This window comes from Hymenobacter glaciei (assembly GCF_039539585.1).
Lineage (GTDB): Bacteria > Bacteroidota > Bacteroidia > Cytophagales > Hymenobacteraceae > Hymenobacter > Hymenobacter glaciei.
Genome location: NZ_BAABDK010000017.1, coordinates 12,728 through 32,489 on the forward strand (window position 1 = coordinate 12,728; position 19,762 = coordinate 32,489).

The 19,762-nt window shown below is 60.1% G+C and carries 16 protein-coding genes and 1 pseudogene; 11 read left to right on the forward strand and 6 right to left on the reverse strand.

Annotation, left to right across the window (positions count from 1 at the left end; all coding sequences use genetic code 11):
* Positions 1-2: 2 nt before the first annotated feature.
* From ABD837_RS10895 to ABD837_RS10920, 6 genes are all read left to right on the forward strand, one after another.
* Positions 3-728, forward strand: coding sequence for an MBL fold metallo-hydrolase (locus ABD837_RS10895; protein WP_345054061.1), 726 nt, complete (start codon positions 3-5; stop codon positions 726-728).
* A 178-nt stretch (positions 729-906) separates the two neighbouring features.
* Positions 907-1,338 carry a dUTP diphosphatase gene (gene dut, locus ABD837_RS10900; RefSeq protein ID WP_345054064.1) on the forward strand — a complete coding sequence of 144 codons (432 nt, stop codon included), beginning with the start codon at positions 907-909 and terminating at the stop codon, positions 1,336-1,338.
* Between the two features lie 123 nt (positions 1,339-1,461).
* Complete coding sequence (locus ABD837_RS10905) at positions 1,462-2,472, forward strand: sugar phosphate nucleotidyltransferase (protein ID WP_345054066.1); 1,011 nt, start codon at positions 1,462-1,464, stop codon at positions 2,470-2,472.
* Positions 2,473-2,591: 119 nt separating this feature from the next.
* The gene (locus ABD837_RS10910; RefSeq protein ID WP_345054069.1) at positions 2,592-4,430 is read left to right on the forward strand and encodes a tetratricopeptide repeat protein; all 1,839 of its coding nucleotides are present in this window, start codon (positions 2,592-2,594) and stop codon (positions 4,428-4,430) included.
* Positions 4,423-5,214, forward strand: coding sequence for a lipoprotein insertase outer membrane protein LolB1 (lolB1, locus tag ABD837_RS10915; RefSeq protein WP_345054071.1), 792 nt, complete (start codon positions 4,423-4,425; stop codon positions 5,212-5,214). Before ABD837_RS10910 ends, lolB1 begins: the two co-directional genes overlap by 8 nt.
* Before the next feature lie 179 nt (positions 5,215-5,393).
* Positions 5,394-6,953: a murein hydrolase activator EnvC family protein gene (locus ABD837_RS10920; protein ID WP_345054073.1), complete on the forward strand. Its 1,560-nt coding sequence runs from the start codon at positions 5,394-5,396 to the stop codon at positions 6,951-6,953.
* Positions 6,954-7,179: 226 nt separating this feature from the next.
* Here ABD837_RS10920 and ABD837_RS10925 read toward each other — a convergent pair whose 3' ends face one another.
* Positions 7,180-8,115 (reverse strand): GAF domain-containing DNA-binding protein, encoded by a 936-nt coding sequence (locus tag ABD837_RS10925; RefSeq protein ID WP_345054075.1) that lies wholly within the window; start codon positions 8,113-8,115, stop codon positions 7,180-7,182.
* A 266-nt stretch (positions 8,116-8,381) separates the two neighbouring features.
* On the opposite strand from ABD837_RS10925, the gene ABD837_RS10930 reads away from it, so the two are divergent.
* From ABD837_RS10930 to gatA, 3 genes are read left to right on the forward strand one after another with little or no spacing between them, the layout of a single operon-like run.
* Positions 8,382-8,741 carry a Sec-independent protein translocase subunit TatA/TatB gene (locus ABD837_RS10930; protein ID WP_345054077.1) on the forward strand — a complete coding sequence of 120 codons (360 nt, stop codon included), beginning with the start codon at positions 8,382-8,384 and terminating at the stop codon, positions 8,739-8,741.
* Between the two features lie 18 nt (positions 8,742-8,759).
* Positions 8,760-9,200 carry a twin-arginine translocase TatA/TatE family subunit gene (gene tatA / locus ABD837_RS10935; protein WP_345054080.1) on the forward strand — a complete coding sequence of 147 codons (441 nt, stop codon included), beginning with the start codon at positions 8,760-8,762 and terminating at the stop codon, positions 9,198-9,200.
* A 36-nt stretch (positions 9,201-9,236) separates the two neighbouring features.
* Positions 9,237-10,664, forward strand: a complete 1,428-nt coding sequence (gene gatA, locus ABD837_RS10940; RefSeq protein ID WP_345054082.1) for an Asp-tRNA(Asn)/Glu-tRNA(Gln) amidotransferase subunit GatA — start codon at positions 9,237-9,239, stop codon at positions 10,662-10,664.
* Positions 10,665-10,729: 65 nt separating this feature from the next.
* On the opposite strand, the gene ABD837_RS10945 is transcribed toward gatA, so the two are convergent.
* Both ABD837_RS10945 and ABD837_RS10950 read right to left on the reverse strand, forming a co-directional pair.
* On the reverse strand, positions 10,730-12,250 hold the full coding sequence (locus ABD837_RS10945; RefSeq protein ID WP_345054085.1) for an oligosaccharide flippase family protein: 1,521 nt from the start codon (positions 12,248-12,250) through the stop codon (positions 10,730-10,732).
* Between the two features lie 121 nt (positions 12,251-12,371).
* Entirely contained in the window at positions 12,372-13,163 is a 792-nt protein-coding gene (locus tag ABD837_RS10950; RefSeq protein ID WP_345054087.1) for an enoyl-CoA hydratase/isomerase family protein, read from the reverse strand.
* 246 nt (positions 13,164-13,409) lie between these two features.
* Between ABD837_RS10950 and mscL the strand changes: the two genes are divergently transcribed.
* Both mscL and ABD837_RS10960 read left to right on the forward strand, forming a co-directional pair.
* Positions 13,410-13,838: a large conductance mechanosensitive channel protein MscL gene (gene mscL, locus ABD837_RS10955; protein ID WP_345054090.1), complete on the forward strand. Its 429-nt coding sequence runs from the start codon at positions 13,410-13,412 to the stop codon at positions 13,836-13,838.
* Positions 13,839-14,073: 235 nt separating this feature from the next.
* A complete protein-coding gene (locus ABD837_RS10960) occupies positions 14,074-14,523 on the forward strand; it encodes a hypothetical protein (protein ID WP_345054092.1) in 450 nt (149 codons plus the stop codon).
* A gap of 59 nt (positions 14,524-14,582) precedes the next feature.
* On the opposite strand, the gene ABD837_RS10965 is transcribed toward ABD837_RS10960, so the two are convergent.
* The 3 genes and pseudogenes from ABD837_RS10965 to nusA form a co-directional block, all read right to left on the reverse strand.
* Positions 14,583-14,888 carry a hypothetical protein gene (locus tag ABD837_RS10965; protein WP_345054095.1) on the reverse strand — a complete coding sequence of 102 codons (306 nt, stop codon included), beginning with the start codon at positions 14,886-14,888 and terminating at the stop codon, positions 14,583-14,585.
* Between the two features lie 89 nt (positions 14,889-14,977).
* Positions 14,978-18,037: a translation initiation factor IF-2 gene (gene infB / locus ABD837_RS10970; RefSeq protein WP_425554334.1), complete on the reverse strand. Its 3,060-nt coding sequence runs from the start codon at positions 18,035-18,037 to the stop codon at positions 14,978-14,980.
* A gap of 403 nt (positions 18,038-18,440) precedes the next feature.
* Positions 18,441-19,673: pseudogene (nusA, locus tag ABD837_RS10975) on the reverse strand (transcription termination factor NusA); the annotation flags it as partial.
* Positions 19,674-19,762 lie beyond the last annotated feature (89 nt).

The window sequence follows — 19,762 nt, forward strand, 5'->3', positions numbered from 1 at the left end:
ACATGAAACAGATAACCGAGAGCCTGTACCAAATTAGCCTGGGCGCGGCTAATGTCTTCCTGCTAACCGGCGACGACGGGCTGACCCTGGTGGATACCGGCTTGCCCGGCAGCGCCGACAAGTTGTTTGCGGCCGTGCGCAAGGGCGGCAAGCGTCCGGAGGACATCACCCGCATTGTGCTCACCCACTGGCACCCCGACCACGCCGGCAGTGCCGCCGACCTGCAGCAGCGGCTCGGGGCCCGCGTGGTGGCGCACGCGGCCGATGCCGACATTCTGGAGCAGGGTGGCGGCGAGCGGCCGCGCTACCTCACCCCGGGGCTGGTGAACCGGCTGGTGTTCCGCTTTTTTATCAACGGCGTGAGCAGCCAGATTCCGCCCATCAGCATTGATGAGCGGGTGGCCGACAATGCCCTGATTGCCACTGCCGGCGGGTTGCGGGTACTTCATACACCGGGCCACAGCGCGGGGCACATGGCCTTGCTCCTCGAGCAAGAAGGCGTGCTGATTGCCGGCGACATCTGCGCTAACGTGTTCGGCCTCGCCTACAGCACCGTGTACGAAGACATTACGTTGGGCCAGCAAAGCCTGCTGAAAGTTGCGGCCAAGCCATTCGACCAAGCCGTGTTTGGCCACGGTGGGCCGGTAATTCGCAACGCCAGCCAAAAGCTGCGGGAGAAGTTCGAACAGCCCCTCGACGTTGCCGGGAAATTGCTCCAGACCGTATAAAACGGGGTGAATGTGCGGCGGCTGCTGGCAGTCTGGTAGCGGCTTTATGTTTGCGGCGCGGTAGTGGCGGGCCCCTCGCGGTAATGTGGCCCGCTGTCGGCGGGCCTTGGCTGCCCCGCTCGCTTCCCACAATAGCCGCTGCTCTATATTTGCCCGTTCTCCTCCCCTGCCCGTTCGCATGCTCATCCCCGTTATCAACCAGTCGGCCCACCCGCTGCCCGAATACCAGACGCCCCACGCCGCCGGCCTCGACCTGCGCGCCCACCTGGCCGCACCCGTCACGCTCGGCCCGCTCGAGCGCGCCCTTATTCCCACCGGCCTGAGCCTGGAAATCCCCGTCGGCTACGAAGCCCAGATTCGGCCCCGTAGCGGTCTGGCTTACAAGCACGGCATCGGCCTGGTGAACAGCCCAGGTACGATTGACGCCGACTACCGGGGTGAAATCAAAGTACTGCTCGTGAATTTATCAAACGAGCCCTTCGTGGTGAACGACGGCGAACGCATTGCCCAACTGATAGTTGCCAAACACGAAACCATTGCCTGGCAGCCCACCGAAACCCTGAGCGAAACCCAACGCGGGGCCGGTGGGTATGGGAGTACGGGGCGTTAAGTGTTAGTTGTCCGTTTTTCGTTGTCAGTCGTTAGGCACTGACATCCTGAAAGAACTGACAACTACAACCGCTACCTGACAACGAAAAACTGACAACCAACAACTGATACCTAAGCAACAAGCATGAAGATTATCGTCCCGATGGCCGGCATGGGCAAGCGCATGCGCCCCCACACCCTCACCGTTCCCAAACCGCTGGTGCCCATTGCCGGCAAGCCCATTGTGCAGCGCCTCGTTGAAGACATTGCCAAGGTGTGCGGCGAGCCCGTGGACGAAGTCGCTTTCATCATTGGCCGCTTCGGCACCGAAGTAGAGAAAAGCCTGGTGAAGATTGCCGAATCGGTGGGCGCCAAGGGCACCATCGTGTATCAGGATGAGCCGCTGGGTACCGCCCACGCCATTCTGTGCGCCCAGGAAAGCCTGAGCGGCCCGCTGGTAGTAGCCTTCGCCGATACGCTTTTCAAGGCTGATTTCGTGCTCGACTCGAGTGTGCCCGGCACCATTTGGGTGCAGAAGGTAGACGACCCCAAGCCCTTCGGCGTGGTGAAGCTCAACGAGCAGGGCCAGATTACGGAATTCGTGGAGAAGCCCCAGGAATTCGTGTCGGACCTGGCCATCATCGGCATTTACTACTTCCAGGACGGCGAGTACCTGCGCAGCGAGCTGCAGTACCTGCTCGACAACGACATCAAGGACAAAGGCGAGTACCAGCTCACCAACGCCCTCGAAAACATGAAGAACAAAGGCATGGTGTTCGTGCCCGGCCGCGTAACCGAGTGGCTCGACTGCGGCAACAAGGACGCCACTGTGTTCACCAACCAGCGCTACCTGGAGTACCTCAAGGAGCGCGGCGAGTCGCTGGTGCACGAGTCGGCCACTATCACCAACTCGGTGCTCATCGAGCCGGTGTATGTGGGCGAAGGCGCCGTCATCACCAACTCGGTGGTGGGCCCGCACGTGAGCCTGGGCGCCCACGCCAACGTGCGCGACACCCGCCTGAGCAATTCCATTGTGCAGCAGTCGGCCTCGCTGCTGAATGTGGTTATCACCAACTCGATGGTGGGCAACTTCGCCACCGTGGCCGGCACCCCCGACGACCTAAGCCTCGGCGATTATAACCAGCTGCGGGTGTGACGTTTTTCGCCTGATTGACGTTAGCAACGACGCGGCTTCCCGGTGGGGGCCGCGTCGTTGGCTTATTCCCCTTAATTTTGGGAGCCGGGCCCTGCGCCCGGCTTTGTTGTATGGCTGCTATGATGCGTCGAGTTGTGCTGAGCGTGGTGTTGTGGGCCGGCCTGTTGGGCGGTGTAGGGGCCCAGGTGCCCGGGGGCAGCAGCGCGCCCGAAAAGCCCCTGAGCCGTCGCCAGCAGCGGGCCCTCGAAAAAGAGCAGCGCGAGCTGGAGAAAAAGCTGGCCGATGCCCGCGCCAAGCGGGCGGCCCTGCGCGCCCAAATGTCGTCGCTGATGACCGAGCGCGAGCGGGAGCGCAGCGAAGCCCTGTTCGTGGACGGTGTGAAGTATTCGCTGCTCGAAGACTACAACAAGGCCCTCGAAAGCCTGCTGAAGGCCTACGCCCTCGACCCGGACAACGCAGCCATCAATTACAAGATTGCGGAGGCCAACATGCTGAGCGGCAACCTGCGCGATGCCGCTAATTACGCCGAATCGGCTACCCGCATCGACCCCAAGAATGCCTACTACTACCTGCTGCTGGCCCAGATTCAGGCCAGCCAGAAGCAGTATGACTCGGCCATAAAAACCTACGCCACGCTCATCAAGGAGGTGCCCAACTCGGGCGGCTACCTTTTCAACCTCGCCGACCTGTACCTGGCCCAAAGCAAGCTGCCCGAAGCGCTGACCACGCTCGAGCAGGCCGAGAAGGAGTTTGGGCAGGTAGACGAGATTTCGTTTAAGAAGCAGCAGATTTACCTTAAGCAGAACAAGCTGGATTTGGCCTTAGCCGAGGGCGAAAAGCTCATCAAGGCCAACCCCAACGAAGTGCGCTACGTGCTGGCCCAGGCCGAGCTGTACGCCAACAACAACCGCCTGCCCGATGCCCTGCGCGTATCGCAGCAGGCCTTGCGCCTCGACCCCGCCGCCGCCCAGGCCCACCTGATTCTGGCCGACGTGTACCGCCAGCAGAACCTGGCCACCGAATCGGCCCAAGAGCTGCGCTTGGCCCTGAGCAGCCCGTCGCTGGACATTGATGTGGCCGTGCGCATCCTTATCGGCTACCTCAAGCAGCTGCCCAGCCCGCAGGAATCCATCAACCAGCTGGCCCGCGACCTGGCAGCAGCTACCGTGGCGGCCCACCCGCGCGATGCCAAGGCCTACGCCATCAGCGGCGATGTGCTGGTACAAACCGACCGCAAGGCCGAGGCCCGCAACGCCTACTCGCGGGCCCTGCGCTACGACAACTCCAAGTTTGAGGTGTGGCAGCAGGTTATCGGGCTCGATGGCGAGTTGAACCAGACCGACTCGCTGCTGCTGCACAGCAACCGCGCGCTGGAAATTTTCCCAAACCAGGCGCAGTTCTGGTTTTACAACGGCATTGCCTACCAGCTGAAAAAGCAGCCGGCCCGCGCGGCCAAGTCGCTGGAACACGGCCGTAAGCTGGCGACCAACAATGCCGCGCTGCTGGCTCAGTTCGATGCCCAGCTGGGCGAGGCTTACCACGAGCTGCACGAAGACGACAAGTCGGATGCCGCCTACGAGGCTTCGCTGGCCAGCGACCCCAACAATGTGCTGGTACTAAACAACTACAGCTACTACCTCTCGCTGCGTGGCGTGAAGCTCGACAAGGCCAAAACCATGGCCGGCAAGGTCGTGAAGCAGTTTCCCGACAACGAAACCTACCTCGACACCTACGCCTGGGTGCTGTATAAGCAAAAAGACTACACCGGGGCGAAGGAAGCCCTCGATAGAATTATTCCGAAGTCGACCGATGGCTCCATCATCGAGCACTACGGCGACATCCTCTACCAGCTCGGCGATAAGGAAAAGGCCGACACTGCGTGGCAGCGCGCCCGCAAAGCCGGCGGCACCTCCGACCTGCTGGAGCGCAAACTGAAAGAACACAAGCTTTATGAATAAATACTCGCTGCTGCTGGCCCTGGGCCTTGGGCTGGCCGGTTGCGCCCGCAAGGCCACGCCCACTGTTTCGACCACCGGCCCAGGCACTTCTACCTCCGTTGCGGAGCCGGCTCTTCCTTCGGTGCTGGCCAAGAACACCGCTTTTGACTTCCTCACCATCAAAGGGAAAGCGCAGGTAACGATGAAGGGCGACAAAAAAGGGGCAAACCTGTCGGTGCGCATGCGCCGCGACAGCATTATCTGGGTAACGGCCGGGCTGGCGGGTTTTGAGGGCGTACGCGCCGTACTCACCCACGACTCGGTACGCGTTATCAACCGCCTCGAAAAGACCTACTTCAGCGGCGGCTACGGCTACCTCAGCAAGCTGCTGAACGTGCCCGTGAGCTTCGAGCAGATGCAAACCCTGCTGCTGGGCGACTACCTGCCCGCCCCTGCCGGCACCACGCCGACGGTAGCAACCGAAGAGGCGGCCCGCCAACGGGTAAGCTACAAGCTGAGCAGCGTGCTGGTTGAGCACCTGTTGCAGGCCGGCAACACCGGCCGCGTGCAGCAGCTGCACCTGAGCGATGCCGCCGCCCAGCGCAACCTCACCGTGGACTACACCGATTTCCAGCCGCTTGAAACGCAGCCGACGCTGCCCTTCGCGCATTCGCTGTTCATTCAGGCGCAGCAACCCTCGGCCGGAGCCGTCACGGCGGCCATCAACTACAACAAGGTGGAGGTGAGCCGCACGCGGCTTTCTTTCCCGTTTGATGTACCCAAAGGCTACCGCCGCATGCGCTAAGCCCTGTAGCGCGGACTTTTAGTCCGCGTTTCCGCGCCGTCTTCGCACCATTAAAACTGCAGTGAGCGGTGGGGGGACGCGAACTAAGAGTTCGCGCTACTTCCAACGCACGAAATGCCCCGGCGGCTGCCTAATTTTGCCTTTCTATCAGATTGGTAGGTTTTTGAATACTCCCTCAGTTGAACAAGCAGGTACCCCAAGCCGATATTGTAGCACTTCCTTCAGCGGCTGGCGCACGCCGGGGCTATTGGTGGTTGCTGGTACTGCTGGGGGTATGGTTGCTGGCCGGCCCGGCGCTGGCCCAGAAAAAACGCCCCCAGCCGGTGCGCCGGGGCAGAACGCAAAAGCAAGCCCCGCGCCCTGCCCCCACCCGCCGCGCGCCGGCCCCGCGCCGCGCCACCGGGCCCCGCGCCAAGAGCAAGGCCCAGTTGGAGCGTGAGCGCCTAACCAACCTGCGCCAGATAGAGCGCACCAGCCAGGCCCTCGACCAGACGCAGGCCAAGAAAAAGGTGAGCCTGGGTCAGCTGCACGTCATCAGCGCAAAGCTGACGGAAAAGAAACAGGTGATTCGCGGCATCTCGACGCAGCTGCAGGGCATTGAAACCAACGTGCACCAGACGGTGCGCCAGGTGGTGCAAACCCAGCAAACCCTGGCCCAACTCAAGGCCGAGTATGGGCGCTTGCTGTACACGGCTTCCAAAACAGCCAATGGCTTCAACCGGCTCATGTTCCTGTTTGCCGCGGAGTCGTTCAACCAGTTTTCGTTGCGCCTGCGCTACATCCGGCAGTACACCGAGGAGCGGCAGCGGCAGGCAGCCCGCATCATGGGCACGCAGTACCGGTTGCACGAGCAGCTCACGGGCCTCACGCGGCAGCAGCAGCGCAAAAGCAGTCTGCTCAACAGCCAGCTCAACGAAAACCGCAACCTACTCAGCCTGAAGTCGAAGGAAGATGAAATGGTGCAACAGCTCAGCCAGCAGGAACAGGGCCTGCGCCAGGAGCTGGAAGAGCGCCGCCAGGCCGTGAACCGCCTCGACAACCTGATTGCTGAGCGCGTGCGCGAAGAAATTGTGCGCGCCGCCCGCGCTGCCCGCCTCGCCGCCCGCCGCGAAGCTGCCCGAGCCGCCGAACGCGAAGCCCGAGCCGCCCGCAGCCGCAGCAACAACGCCACCCCTACCCGCCGCGACGAAGCCACCGCCACCACCGAAAGCCGCAGCGACGACCCCACCGCCGCGCCCGAAAGCGACGCGCCCGAAACCGCCGCCGAAGCCGCCGCCGACCGCCGCGCCGTGCGCATTGCCCTCACCCCCGAAACTGCCTTAGCGTCGTCGTCGTTCTCCGGCAACCGCGGCCACCTGCCCTGGCCAGTCAGCCGGGGATTCATCAGCCAGCGCTTCGGTCGCCACCCGCACCCGGTGCTAAGAAACGTGACCGTCGAAAACCGGGGCGTCGATATTCAGACCGACGCCGGTGAGGAAATACGCTCGTGCTTCGATGGCAAAGTACTCACCATTACCAACATCGCGGGCATGAACACCATCGTGATGATTCAGCACGGCGACTTCTTCACGGTGTATGCCAAGCTGCGCTCCGTGAACGTGCAGGAAGGCCAGCGCGTGCGGGCTCGCGAGGTAATCGGCACGGTGGCTACCGACAGTGAGGGTACCTCTGAGGTGCAATTTCAGGTGTGGCACAACTCGTCCAATCTGAACCCGGAAAACTGGCTGGGACACCGTTAAACCATCGCGCAAAAAAAAACCCGAACCAAAGGTGCGGGTCTTTCCGAGCTATGAAAACAAACTTAGCTGTCGGCTAGAGGGGTTACTAACCTGCTCCTGCCGATAACCATATCAAAGATGCACTACTGCGCTGCCCGCGAAAGGCGCATTTCGTTGAAATATCCAATTTAGCCGACGAACGGCGGGTTTCACCATGTTGGGTGGAGCAAGCAGCGTAGCGACTGTGCTAAATCACTGTCAGGCGGGCCAGCAAGCCAGCCTTGTAAGAACTGCCAATTGATACGCGCAGCGGCAGGCGCCCTGGCCCCGTAGCCGGCCCCCCATCGAGCGATACCGTGTCTCCTTCAATAGCCACGATGCGGTCGAGCCGCACAATGTATTTGCGGTGGATGCGCGCAAACTCGCTGCTGGGCAACTTGGTTTCGAGGTCCTTCATGGTGCCGTACACCGTGAGGCGCTCGCGCGCCAAATGAAGGTTCACGTAATCGCCCAGGGCTTCTACATATAGCAGGTCGCTGGTGGGCACACGCAGCAGGCGCTGGTCCTGCTTCACAAAGATGTCGGGGCGGGTATTGGCCGGAACCAGCCCATGGGTGCGCCCGGCCAGCCGAATAACGCCTTCCAGCTTCTGCCGCTCGTCGTCGAGCAGCAGGCGGGTGCGGCGCAGCTCTAAGTGGGTCATTACCTGCCGGGCCAGCAGGCGCATGGCTTCGCGCTGGTCGGTGCTCAGGGCACGGGGCACGGTATCAAGGGCACACAAGGTCCCCAACGGGTAGCCCTCGGGCGTTAGCAGTGGTACCCCGGCATAGAAGCGAATATGGGGAGAACCCGTCACCAGCGCATTGTTGGCAAAGCGGGCATCGTTTACGGTGTCGGGCACTTCAAATACGCCACTGGCACCCACCGCCCGAACGGCCGTATCGCAGAAAGCCTGCTCACGTGGTAATACATTTAAATCGAGGCCCACCATGGCCTTGGACCATTGCCGGTCTTCATCGAGCAGCGTTACCAACGACATGGGGGTGCCGCACACAAAGGCTGCCAACAACGCCAGGTCGTTAAACACCGGGTCGGATTCCGTATCGAGGATGTTGTAGCTGTGCAGGGCATCGAGCCGTTCAGCCTCGTCGGCAGCCGGAAACCAGGGATTGGGTAGTGTCATGGCGGTCGGAAAAAGCAACAACCCTGCGGAACAAAGCAGGCGGTAGAAACGAAGCGTAACTCAACAAAGCTAAGGCTACCTTCTACGATGGGTTAGCACCTTCCGGTTAACTCAGGTGTTGTGGCGGTTAAACCAGTTGTTTGGGCCGGCTAACGCGGGTTCATCGGCAAAACATCTATCGGCGGTATCTTTGGCACTCCAAAACCCGTTTGGCTGCGTATATCCGTTTTTCTAACCCTCCATCGGGCCCAGGCGCCCACCCTCTGATGCTCCATTCCCTGTTTCTTATCGGCAGCTTCGGCACCACCGAAATGCTGCTTATCCTTTTTGTGGTTATCCTGCTGTTCGGCGCCAAGCGCATTCCCGAGTTGTTTAAAGGCATGGGCCAGGGGGTGCGCGAGTTCAAAGACGCCAGCACCAAGCCCGAGGAGCAGCAGCCCCAATACCGCGACCAGCCCAGCCAGCCGCCTTACCAGCAGCAGTTCCCTTCGCAGCAGCCCGGCCACGGCCAGCCCCAGCAGCCTAACTACAACCAACAGCCCGGTTATAATCAGCAGCCGAACGGCTACCAGCAGCCCACGCCTCCGGTCTACAACCCCAACGACCCTACCAACCAGCCGCGCTAAGCCGCGCTTTTATTAGCCATGCACACTCCATTCGTATTATTCTTAGGCGATATTGGCGGCTCTGAGCTCATGCTCATCATGGTCGTCATCCTGATTTTTTTTGGAGCTAACAAAATTCCGGAATTAGCGCGTGGCCTTGGCAAAGGCATTCGCGAGTTCAAGGATGCCAGCACCGAAATCCGCCGCGAGTTCGAGCAGTCCGGCCAGCCCGCTGTTCCGAACCAGCCGTACCAGCAGCCCGACCCCTACGCGCCGCAGCCGCAGCAGCACTCTACGCCAATTCCGGTGGCTGCTGAGGGCTCCGGTTTCGACCCGTGGGCTGCACCTGCCACCCCGGCCATGCCTACGGCCGACCACCACGACCCGGCCCCGCCTGTGGCTACCGTGTTGCCCCCCAACTTAGCTCCTGAAGGCACTCAGCCCCGCCAGCCTTACCTGCCCGCCGATTCCGGCGTGTAGTTTCTCTGCCATCGGTCACCTAAATCTGCATCAAGTTTGAAGCGTTTTCAGTCATTATCCGAAGTTCGCAGCGAGCTGGCGGCAGGCAATACGTCCTGCCGCCAGCTCGTTGACTATTATCTCGATAACATCGAGCGTCAGCAGCACCTCAATGCCTTTCTGGAGGTGTGGCCCGACGAGGCCCGCGCCCAGGCCGGTGCCGTAGATGCCAAGCTGGCCGCCGGCACGGCCGGCCAATTAGCCGGTATGGTTATCGGTATCAAGGACGTACTGGCTTACGCCGGCCATTCGCTGCAAAGCAGCAGCCGTATGCTCGACGGTTTCAAGTCGCTTTATACCGGCACGGCCGTGCAGCGTTTGCTCGATGCGGATGCCATCATCATCGGCCGCCAGAACTGCGACGAGTTTGCCATGGGCGGCTCGAATGAAACCTCGTATTTCGGCCCGGCCCGCAATGCTATCGACCCCAACCGGGTGCCTGGGGGCTCGTCGGGCGGCTCGGCCGTAGCAGTACAGGCCGATATGTGCCTGGCCTCGATTGGTTCTGACACCGGCGGCTCGGTGCGCCAGCCAGCTGCGTTCTGTGGTGTAATTGGCTTCAAACCAACCTATTCGCGCATTTCGCGCTACGGGCTGGTGGCCTTCGCCTCGTCGTTCGACCAAATTGGTCCCATCACTCGCTCGGTGGCCGATGCGGCCCTGCTGACCGAGGTAATGGCCGGCCCCGATGGCATGGACAGCACCGCCAGCCAGCGCGAGGTGCCTGCTTACAGCCAGCAGCTCACGCCCGCCCCTCACTACCGCATCGGCTATATTGCCGACGCCGTGAATAACGAGGGCCTGAACCCCGAAATCAAGGCCGCCATGGAAACCCAGCTAGACGTGCTGCGCGGCCAAGGCCATGTAGTGGAGGCAGTGGATTTCCCCTACCTCGATTTCATGATTCCAACCTACTACATCCTCACCACCGCCGAAGCCAGCTCTAACCTGGGCCGCTTTGATGGCGTGAAGTACGGCTACCGCGCCCCGGATGCCACGGATTTGGAGTCGATGTACAAAAAGAGCCGTGCCCAAGGCTTTGGCCCCGAGGTGCAACGCCGCATCCTGCTGGGCACGTTCGTGCTCAGCGCGAGCTACTACGACGCCTACTACACCAAGGCGCAGCGCGTGCGTCGCCTCATCAAGGAGAAGACCGACGAGTTGCTGCGCCAATATGATTTCCTGGTGCTGCCAACCACGCCTACTACAGCCTTTAACATCGGCGAGAAGCAGGACCCGGTGAGCATGTACCTCGCCGACATCTTCACAGTGCAGGCCTCATTGGCTGGCGTACCCGCCATTTCGGTGCCTGTTGGCGAGGATGCCGCTGGTTTACCTATCGGCCTCCAGGTGATGGCCGGTGCCTTCCGCGAAGCCGATTTGTTGGCCTTCGCCAGCACCATCACCGAGGAAGTTCTGGCGTAGTCATCCACCTTCGCTACTGCTTAAAAACAAAAAAGCCCGGCCGCAATGGCCGGGCTTTTTTGTTTTTAAGCAGGGGTAGCCGGTGGGGATGCAATGGCCCGGCGCGGCTGTTCCACAAAGTAGAGCGCTGCCAGAAACGCCAGCGTTAGCCCCGCGTGCCAGGCGTGGCGCACCCACCAGTCCTCGGGGTGCACGTACCAGCCTAACGCCACCAGCCCCGAGGCAAACAGCAGCCACAGCCCCAGTCGCAGCGCCGGGTACGGCACCGGGAAGTGACGCTCGCCCAGCCGCCAGCACAGTATCGCCATCATGAAATAGCAGGCCAGCGTAGCAATGGCGCTACCCAAATACCCCAACACCGGAATCAGTAGGAAGTTGAGCGCAATGGTGAGCACCGCACCGCCCGCCCCGATGTAGGTGCCATAATAGGTTTTATCGGTGAGCTTGAACCACACCGACAGGTTGTAGTACACGCCCAGAAACAGGTTGGCCAGCAGCAGAATGGGCACCACCACCAAGCCCTGCAGATACTCCGGGCGCCGCAGAAACAAACGTCCAAAATCCTCCACATTCAGGCTGATGCCAACGAAAATAACCGCGCAGCACAGCGTAAACCATTTCAAAATCATGGCAAACGTGGCCGGCGAATTCTTGTCGGTGCTCTGAGCGAAGAAGAACGGCTCGGCCGCGTAGCGAAAAGCCTGAATGACCAGCGACATGAAAATACTCAGCTTGTAACAGGCTCCATAAATGCCTACTGCGGTGAGGCTGCTCTGGCCCGGGTAGAAGTTATTAGGCAGCCATTTAGGCAGTAGAATGCGGTCCAGCGTCTCGTTCACCATGCCAGCCAGACCCATCAGCATCAGCGGGTAGGCGTATTGCAACAACGGCTTCAGAAATGCCAGGCTCAGGCGGAAGTGGAAGTCCAGCAACTCGCGGCCCAGCAGCAGCAACGTGAGGCCACTGGCAAACAGGTTGCTCAGAAACACGTAGCCCACGCCCACGGTGGGGTCGTAGAGGCGCGCCACCAATGGTTGTAGCCCCGGCAGCCACTTGCCGCTCATCACGGCCGGGCAAAATACGATGAAGAACAGGTTCAGCACCACGTTGGCCACGATGCCGGCCAGTTTAATGCCGGCAAACCTGCGCGCCTTGTTCTCCAGTCGCAGCCGGGCAAATGGAATAGCCGTCAGCGCATCCAAACCGAGAATTAGGGCCACCCACACCGCGTATTGCTCATTGCCTGCCGGAATTTCCAGCAGCCCTAGCAGCGGCCGCGCCAACAGCATCAGGAGCACCGTTAGCAACACCGTGCTTACCAGCAACAGGCTCACCACCCGGTCGTATAGCTCTTTGCGGTCAGTACCCGGCCGGTTGGCGAAACGGAAAAACGTGGTTTCCATACCGTAGGTAAACACCACGTTTAGAAACGATACGTAGGCATATAGCCCCGTCACTACGCCGTACTCGGCCGCCGCAAACGCCGCCGTGTATATCGGCACCAGCAGGTAGGTGAGAACCCGGCCCACAATACTGCTCACGCCATACACTGCCGTCTGCGAGGCTAGTTTTTTAGCTACACTCATAATAAAGTAGGGTGAAGCCTTCGCTTCGCCATTCGCTGCCTCGCGGCGATACTGCGGGCACTGTCAAGTTCTGGTTTACTATTCGCCGCCATGCGGCGAGAGGCGAAGCAAAGGCTTCGCCCTACTTGCCCTGAAATACCGCCGCACGCTTTTCCACGAAAGCATTGGTGCCTTCCTGAAAATCATCGGTTTCAAAAGCCTGCCCGAACGCGTGCGCCTCGGCCGCGTAGCCGTCGGTCTCCTTGTCGTAGTGCGCATTCACGCACTCCAGCACCAGCCCCACGGCCACGGGAGCCTTGCCCAGAATCTTGCCCAGCAGCTGCCGGCAGAAATCCAGCAGCTCGGCCTGTGGCACCACGTGGTTCACCAGACCCAGGCGCAGGGCCTCGTCCGCTTTCACCTGGTCGGCCGTGAGCAGCAGCTCAATGGCCTTGCCCTTGCCAATGAGCTGTGGCAGGCGCTGGGTGCCGCCGTAGCCCGGTAGCAGGCCCAGGTTCACCTCGGGCTGGCCGAAACGGGCATTCTCCGAAGCTACGCGCATGTGGCAGGCCATGGCCAACTCGCAGCCGCCGCCCAGCGCAAAGCCATTCACGGCGGCAATCACGGGCTTGGTGCTTTCCTCAATGCGGATAAAAGCTTCCTGGCCGCGCTCGGAGGCCCGAGCGGCCTGGGCGGGTGTGAGCGCCGCTAGTTCGGCAATATCAGCGCCGGCCACGAAGGCCTTCTCGCCGCTGCCCGTGAGGATAATGCCACGTACCAGCGGCTCATCCAGCGCCTGTTCTACGGCGGCGTCGATTTCGGCAATGGTGGCCGCATTCAGCGCATTTAGCTTGGTGGGGCGGTTGAGGGTGATGGTGAGGATGCCGCTGGCAGCATCGAGGTCGTACAGCAGGTTTTCGAAGGTGGTGGACATAAGCGCGAAGGGCCGGGGTTGCAGGTTGGTCCGGCAACGCCAAAGATACTGCCCGCATCGGGGCGCGGCTAAGCGCGCCAGCCGTGCGGTTCATCGCCTGCAGGTCCTTGCCCAACGAAATCAGTATTCCTCTCCTGCCCTGGAGCCTCATCTTTGTTCGCCTGGCCCAATGGCCACGTATCCAAACGAAAACACATAGCTTTAAATTCGAACTACTTTCTTCTAACCTTCTTCACCCTCACAGTTATGGGATTTGTATCTGAATTCAAAGAATTCATTTCAAAAGGCAATGTGCTCGACTTGGCGGTCGGCGTTATCATCGGCGGGGCCTTTGGCAAAATCGTGACGTCGCTTACCGACGACATCGTCGTGCCCATCCTTAGCGTCTTCACGAGCGGGGTCAACTTCAACGAAAAATTCTTTACCCTCGATGGCAAGCACTACGACACGCTGAAAGCTGCCCAGGATGCCAAAGCGGCTACCATCGCCTACGGCAATTTCATCAATGCCCTCATTTACTTCGTCATTATCGCCTTCGTTATTTTTTGGGTGGTGAAGCTGGCCAACCGCTTCAAGAAGCCCACGGAAGTGGTGGTAGCCGCCGAGCCCGCAGCTACCAAGGACCAGTTATTGCTGGCCGAAATCCGCGATGCCCTCCGCAGCGGCCGCCTGTAAGCAAGCCAACCTCCAACGAGAAAAAAACGCCGTCTGTCGAATGACAGGTGGCGTTTTTGCATTTGTAGTTAAAGTTTTCGTTTTATTTGCACTAGGTAAGCGACGGATTCAGTACAAGTTGCGAACTTCGCCTTAATTCTAATTCGGTTGGCAATTTTCACTTTCCGAATGGAACCCCTCACTCACTATACTCGTTAAGCCGCCAACGCCACCTCTTCATCACCACCTTTCTCGCATGAATAAGCTGATTACTGCTGCCCTGCTGGGCGCTTTGAGTTTTGGTACCGCCGCCGTGGCGCAGGCCCAAACCGGCCCTGCATTCCCCGAGCCCGGCCAGAATAAAAACCCCGAAGCGGCCCGCACCAACAGCACCAACGCCCAAGAACTGGCCCGTAATCAGCGCCGCGCAGCCATGTCGCCCGCTGAAATCAAGCAGGACCAGCAGTTAGCCCTGCTCGAAGCCCGCACGGGCAACACCAGCTTCGGCGCCAAAGGCCCCGACCGCCAGTTTGACTCGAATCGCTCCGGCGGTGGTTTCCGGGTGCGGAAGTTCAAAGCTCAGGCCGGCAAGCCCGGCTATGCTGAAAACAAGCGCGGCCAAAGCCATTTTATGGGCAGTTCCAACCCCGAGGGCAAGCCGTTGGTGCATAAACACAAAGGCCAGCACAGATTCCTATTTTTCTAGGAACCAGCTAACCCCAAAGTTGCTCCTTTACCTCCGGCACTTCAAGTGCCGGAGGTTTTTTATTGCTCATCCGGCAGGTAGAAACTGTCCACCACATCACGGTCTACGGGCCGCACAGCTTGTATCGGATGTGCGTCGGTTTGGATACCTTCCACTTGCCAATCCACTTCTGGCGCTGCGCTGATACGAATGGCCTCTGCCACAAATTTTTCAAAATCAATTGTGCTGGTGCCGTCTTTCTGCAACTGCACCACCTTTTCATCAATCAGCACCGATACGTAGGCATCCTCATGTATCACCCGGCGCAGGCGCAACTGTACCGAGTAGGTTTGTTGCGCTTCATCTTCAGTAGGAGAACCTTCCATTAGTATCCGTTTCAAGGTGAAACGCAAAAGTGGCGCAAACTTCGGAAACCGAAGCCTGCGCCACTTTAATTCTCGGCAATCAGCGGCGCTTACAGCGTACGCTTGATTTCCTTTTCTTCGAAGCCTTCGATGTTGTCGCCTTCAATCAGCTCGTTGAAGCCCTTGATGGAGATACCACATTCGTAGCCTTGGCGCACCTCGCTCACATCGTCTTTGAAACGCTTGAGGTCCTGGATATCGCCGGTGTACATCACAATGCCGTTGCGAACCACCCGCACCTTGGTTTTGCGGGTCAGGGTGCCTTCTGTCATCATACAGCCGGCAATGGTGCCCACCTTGGTGATGTTGAACACCATGCGTACTTCGGCGTTGGCCGTCACCACTTCCTGCACCGTCGGGGCCAGCATGCCTTCCATGGCATCCTTCACCTCGTTGATGGCGTTGTAAATGATGGAGTAGAGGCGGATATCAATCTGCTCGTTCTCGGCCAGCTTGCGGGCACTCTGCGAGGGCCGAACCTGGAAGCCAATGATGATGGCGTCGGAAGCCGAAGCCAGCAGCACGTCGCTTTCCGAGATAGCACCCACCCCTTTCGAGAGGATGTTCACTTTTACTTCCGGCGTGCTCAGTTTCAGCAGCGAGTCGGAGAGTGCCTCTACCGAGCCGTCCACGTCGCCCTTCACCAGGATGTTGAGTTCCTTGAACGAGCCAATTGCCAAGCGGCGACCAATTTCGTCAAGCGTGATGTGCTTCTTGGTCCGGATGGTTTGCTCACGGGCCAGCTGCAAGCGCTGAGTGGCAATCTCGCGGGCCTCGCGCTCCGTCTCCATTACTTGGAGGCGGTCGCCGGCCTGCGGGGCACCGGTCAGACCAAGTACCTGCACCGGCGTAGCGGGCGGTGCAGTCTTCATTTTCTTGCCGCGGTGGTCAGTCATGGCCTTTACGCGGCCAAAGTGCGGACCGGCGAGGATAATGTCGCCCACGTTCAGCGTACCCGTTTGCACCAGCACGGTGGTTACGTAGCCACGGCCTTTGTCCAGCGAGGCTTCGATTACGGTACCGATGGCACCACGGTCGGGGTTGGCTTTCAGGTCGAGCAATTCGGCCTCCAGCAGCACCTTTTCCAGTAGCTCTTCAATACCGATGCCCGACTTGGCCGAAACCTCCTGGCTCTGGTATTTGCCACCCCATTCTTCCACCAGAATGTTAATCTGGGAAAGCTCCTCGCGGATTTTCTCGGGATTAGCAGTAGGCTTGTCAATCTTGTTGAGGGCGATGATAATCGGTACCCCAGCCGCTTGGGCGTGGTTGATGGCTTCCTTGGTCTGCGGCATTACCGAGTCGTCGGCAGCTACCACGATGATGGCGATGTCCGTTACCTTGGCACCACGGGCACGCATGGCCGTAAAGGCTTCGTGACCAGGCGTGTCAAGGAAGGTAATGGGCTGGCCCGATTTGGTCCGCACCTCGTAGGCACCAATGTGCTGCGTGATGCCGCCGGCTTCGCCTTTGGCCACACTCGCATCGCGGATGTAGTCAAGCAGCGACGTTTTGCCGTGGTCGACGTGGCCCATGATGGTAACGATGGGGGCACGGTGCACCAAGTCTTCCGCGGCATCACCGGCATCCACATCAATCTCTTCCTCTTCAGCCGACAGGAATTCCACGTCAAAGCCGAATTCATCGGCAATCACGGTAATAGCCTCGGCATCGAGGCGTTGGTTGATGGACACGAACATGCCCATGCCCAGGCACACCTTAATCACCTCGTTCACGTTCACGTCCATCAGCGAAGCCAAGTCGTTGGCCGAGATGAATTCAGTGAGTTTGAGAATTTTGGCGTCGAGCTCGTTCTGCGCGCGCAGGGCCTCGCGGTCCTCCGCCAGCATGCTGCGCTTGTCGCGGCGGTACTTGGCGCGGTTCTGATTGTTGCCGCCCTTGTTGCCACCGAGCTTGGCCAACGTGGCCTTAATCTGCTCCTGAATCTGCTTTTCAGCCTGTTCAGGAGTGAGTGCGGGAGCATTAGGTTTCGGAGCCGCATTCTGGCCGGGGCGCTGACCAGGACCACCGGGACGGTTGCCGCCTTGGCCGGGGCCGCCAGCAGGGCGATTGCCTTGGTAGCCACCACCGGTGCCACCGCCAGCAGGGCGGTTGCCCTGGTAACCGGGGCTAGGGGGCGATGTAGTGCTGCCAGCAGGACCGGGCAGGCGGGCGCGCTTCTTCTGGCCGGGGCCAGCAGGCAGGCCGCGCTTGCTCACATCCGACGAAGCAATGGGGCGGGGGCCACGGCCACCCGGGCCACGCCGGTCGTTGTTGATGGACGACAAATCAATCTTACCAAGCACGGTCAGGCCTTTCAGCGTGTCCGACTTAGCAACTATGGTGCTGGTGTCTTCAGGTGTTGCGGCAGGCTCGGCCGGAGCAGCCGGAGTTGCTGCCGCGGCTGGGGTCGAAGCTGCTGCAGGAGCTACTGGGGCAGCAGGTGCGGCGGGAGCAGCAGCCACGGGAGCCGGCGTAGGGGCTGCCGGTTCAGCTTTCGCTACAGGCTGGGCTACGGGAGCCGGAGCAGCAACCGGCGCCGGAGCGACGGGGGCTTCTACTTTAGGAGCAGGTGCGGGGGCTGCCGGAGCTTCTACTTTCGGCGCAGCCGGAACCGGAGCGGGCGTGGGAGCCGGAGCAGCTGCTACTGGCGCGGGAGCGGGCGCAGCGGCCCGGGGCGGAACCACGCGGCCTTTGCTATCCAGCTCAATTTTACCCAACACTTTCAGGCCGGGCACGCTGGGTGCTTCGGGGGCAGGTGTAGGGGCTGGAGCAGCGGCAACTGGTGCCGCAGGCGCTGCGGGAGCAACCGGAGCGGGAGCAGCAGCCACAGGAGCAGCAGCGACTGGCGCAACCGGTGCAGCCGGCTTGGGGGCCGGCGCAGGCGCAGCCACCGGCGCGGGGCGCGGGGCATGGGCAACAGGTTTGGGAGCCGCGTCGAGGTCGCTCTGGCGCTTGGCCTGAATGACTTTCTGGGCTTCTTGACGGTCGTGGGCAGAGGCGGCGAATTCCTTCTCCAGCGAAGCCACTTGCTCACCGGTGAGCTTGGTGGTCGGCTTGTTCTCTACTTGTATACCTTTTTTGGCCAGGGCTTCTACCACCCTGTCCATTCCAATATTCAGGTCTTTGGCCGCCTGTTGTAGCCGTTTCGGGGTTGCTTCCGCCATTCTATCTTTTCTCGCGTACGATACGCTTCTAATTGCAAAGGTATTACATTAAATCTTGCCAGCAGGGCACAAACCGCGCCTGCTGGCTCGATTTGTTACCCTTGCCGTACCGGCCGCGCGGCCGTCATTGGGCTGGCTCGGCGGGAGAGCTCGCACCCGCATCCTCAGTTGTAGTTGTGGTGGTATCCTCGGTGGCATCGGCCAGGGGCGTGTGTTCAGCAGCAGTTTCGGTGGCCGATGCGTGCGTAACGGCAGCTTCTTCTTCGGTCGCTTCGGCCGTTTTGCCAGTCGTAACGCGGTTTTTAGCGCTTTCCAGCGAGTTGTCGTCGAGGTCTTCGTCGTCGGCAAATTCCTGACGGATAATGCGGTACACATCGTCCACCATTTCTTCTTCCAACTCCGTGCGACGCACGATGTCATCCTTCTTCACGGCCAATACAGCACGGCCGGTGTCCAAACCGATTTTTTTCAGCTCGGCCAGTACCCAAGGCTCGATTTCGTCCTGGAACTCGTCCAGCGAAATGTCTTCCTCGTAGTCGATGGCTTCGCGGAACACGTCGATTTCCATGCCCACCAAGCGGCTGGCCAGTTTGATGTTGGCACCGCCGCGGCCGATGGCCAGGCTCACTTGGTCGGGCTTCATGAACACGGAAACCCGGCCGTTTTCCTGGTTTATCTTCATAGAACCCACCTTGGCCGGCGATAGTGCCCGCGCAATATAGAGTTCGAGGTTGTCGGTGTAGTTGATGATGTCGATGTTCTCGTTTTCGAGCTCGCGCACCACCGGGTGGATGCGGCTGCCCTTCATGCCCACGCAGGCGCCCACGGGGTCGATGCGCTCGTCGTAGCTTTCTACGGCTACTTTGGCGCGCTCGCCGGGCTCGCGCACCACGTTCTTGATAACGATGAGGCCGTCGTAAATCTCGGGCACTTCCAGTTCGAACAGACGCTCGAGGAAAGCTGGCGCGGCGCGGGAGAGAATGATTTTCGGCGTGCCGTTAATCACTTCCACGCGATGCACGACCGCACGCACGGTGTCGCCCTTACGGAAACGGTCCTTGGGAATTTGCTCGCCTTTCGGCATCACCAGCTCGTTGTCATCCTTGTCCATAATGAGGGCCTCGCGGCTCCACACCTGGTACACTTCGCCGGTCACGATTTCACCTACCTGGTCCTTGTACTTCTGGTACAGGTTGTCGCGCTCGAGGTCCTTCACGCGCTGAATCAGCGTCTGGCGGGCCATGAGCACAGCGCGGCGGCCGAAGTCCTCCAACTTCACGCCTTCGGCTACCGACTCGCCTACTTCAAAGTCGGGCTCGATTTTCTGCGCCTCAGCCAGCGGAATTTTGTCGTGGTCCCAGATATCCTCCGAGTTATCGTCCACGATTTCGCGGTTGCGCCAAATCTCCAAGTCACCGTTATCAGGATTAATGATAACGTCGAAGTTTTCGTCCTGGTCGTACTTCTTGCGAATCATGGTGCGAAACACGTCGTCCAAGATGCTCATCATCGTGGGACGGTCGATGTTTTTGCTCCGGGCAAATTCGCCGAAGGATTCGATTAGTTCGTGGCTGTTCATTATAGTTGTCAGTTATTCGTTGTCAGTTGTTAGGTTGTTCTATTTCCAGTTGGTACAAACAACTGACAACGAGCAACTGACAACTAGAA

Coding starts and splice junctions, on each gene's coding strand:
- ABD837_RS10905 (WP_345054066.1), top strand. CDS start 1,462: ATGAAGATTATCGTCCCGATGGCCGGCATGGGCAAGCGCATGCGCCCC.
- dut (WP_345054064.1), top strand. CDS start 907: ATGCTCATCCCCGTTATCAACCAGTCGGCCCACCCGCTGCCCGAATAC.
- ABD837_RS10910 (WP_345054069.1), top strand. CDS start 2,592: ATGATGCGTCGAGTTGTGCTGAGCGTGGTGTTGTGGGCCGGCCTGTTG.
- infB (WP_425554334.1), bottom strand. CDS start 18,037: ATGGACAGGGTGGTAGAAGCCCTGGCCAAAAAAGGTATACAAGTAGAG.
- mscL (WP_345054090.1), top strand. CDS start 13,410: ATGGGATTTGTATCTGAATTCAAAGAATTCATTTCAAAAGGCAATGTG.
- ABD837_RS10960 (WP_345054092.1), top strand. CDS start 14,074: ATGAATAAGCTGATTACTGCTGCCCTGCTGGGCGCTTTGAGTTTTGGT.
- lolB1 (WP_345054071.1), top strand. CDS start 4,423: ATGAATAAATACTCGCTGCTGCTGGCCCTGGGCCTTGGGCTGGCCGGT.
- ABD837_RS10925 (WP_345054075.1), bottom strand. CDS start 8,115: ATGACACTACCCAATCCCTGGTTTCCGGCTGCCGACGAGGCTGAACGG.
- tatA (WP_345054080.1), top strand. CDS start 8,760: ATGCACACTCCATTCGTATTATTCTTAGGCGATATTGGCGGCTCTGAG.
- ABD837_RS10965 (WP_345054095.1), bottom strand. CDS start 14,888: ATGGAAGGTTCTCCTACTGAAGATGAAGCGCAACAAACCTACTCGGTA.
- ABD837_RS10930 (WP_345054077.1), top strand. CDS start 8,382: ATGCTCCATTCCCTGTTTCTTATCGGCAGCTTCGGCACCACCGAAATG.
- ABD837_RS10945 (WP_345054085.1), bottom strand. CDS start 12,250: ATGAGTGTAGCTAAAAAACTAGCCTCGCAGACGGCAGTGTATGGCGTG.
- ABD837_RS10950 (WP_345054087.1), bottom strand. CDS start 13,163: ATGTCCACCACCTTCGAAAACCTGCTGTACGACCTCGATGCTGCCAGC.
- ABD837_RS10895 (WP_345054061.1), top strand. CDS start 3: ATGAAACAGATAACCGAGAGCCTGTACCAAATTAGCCTGGGCGCGGCT.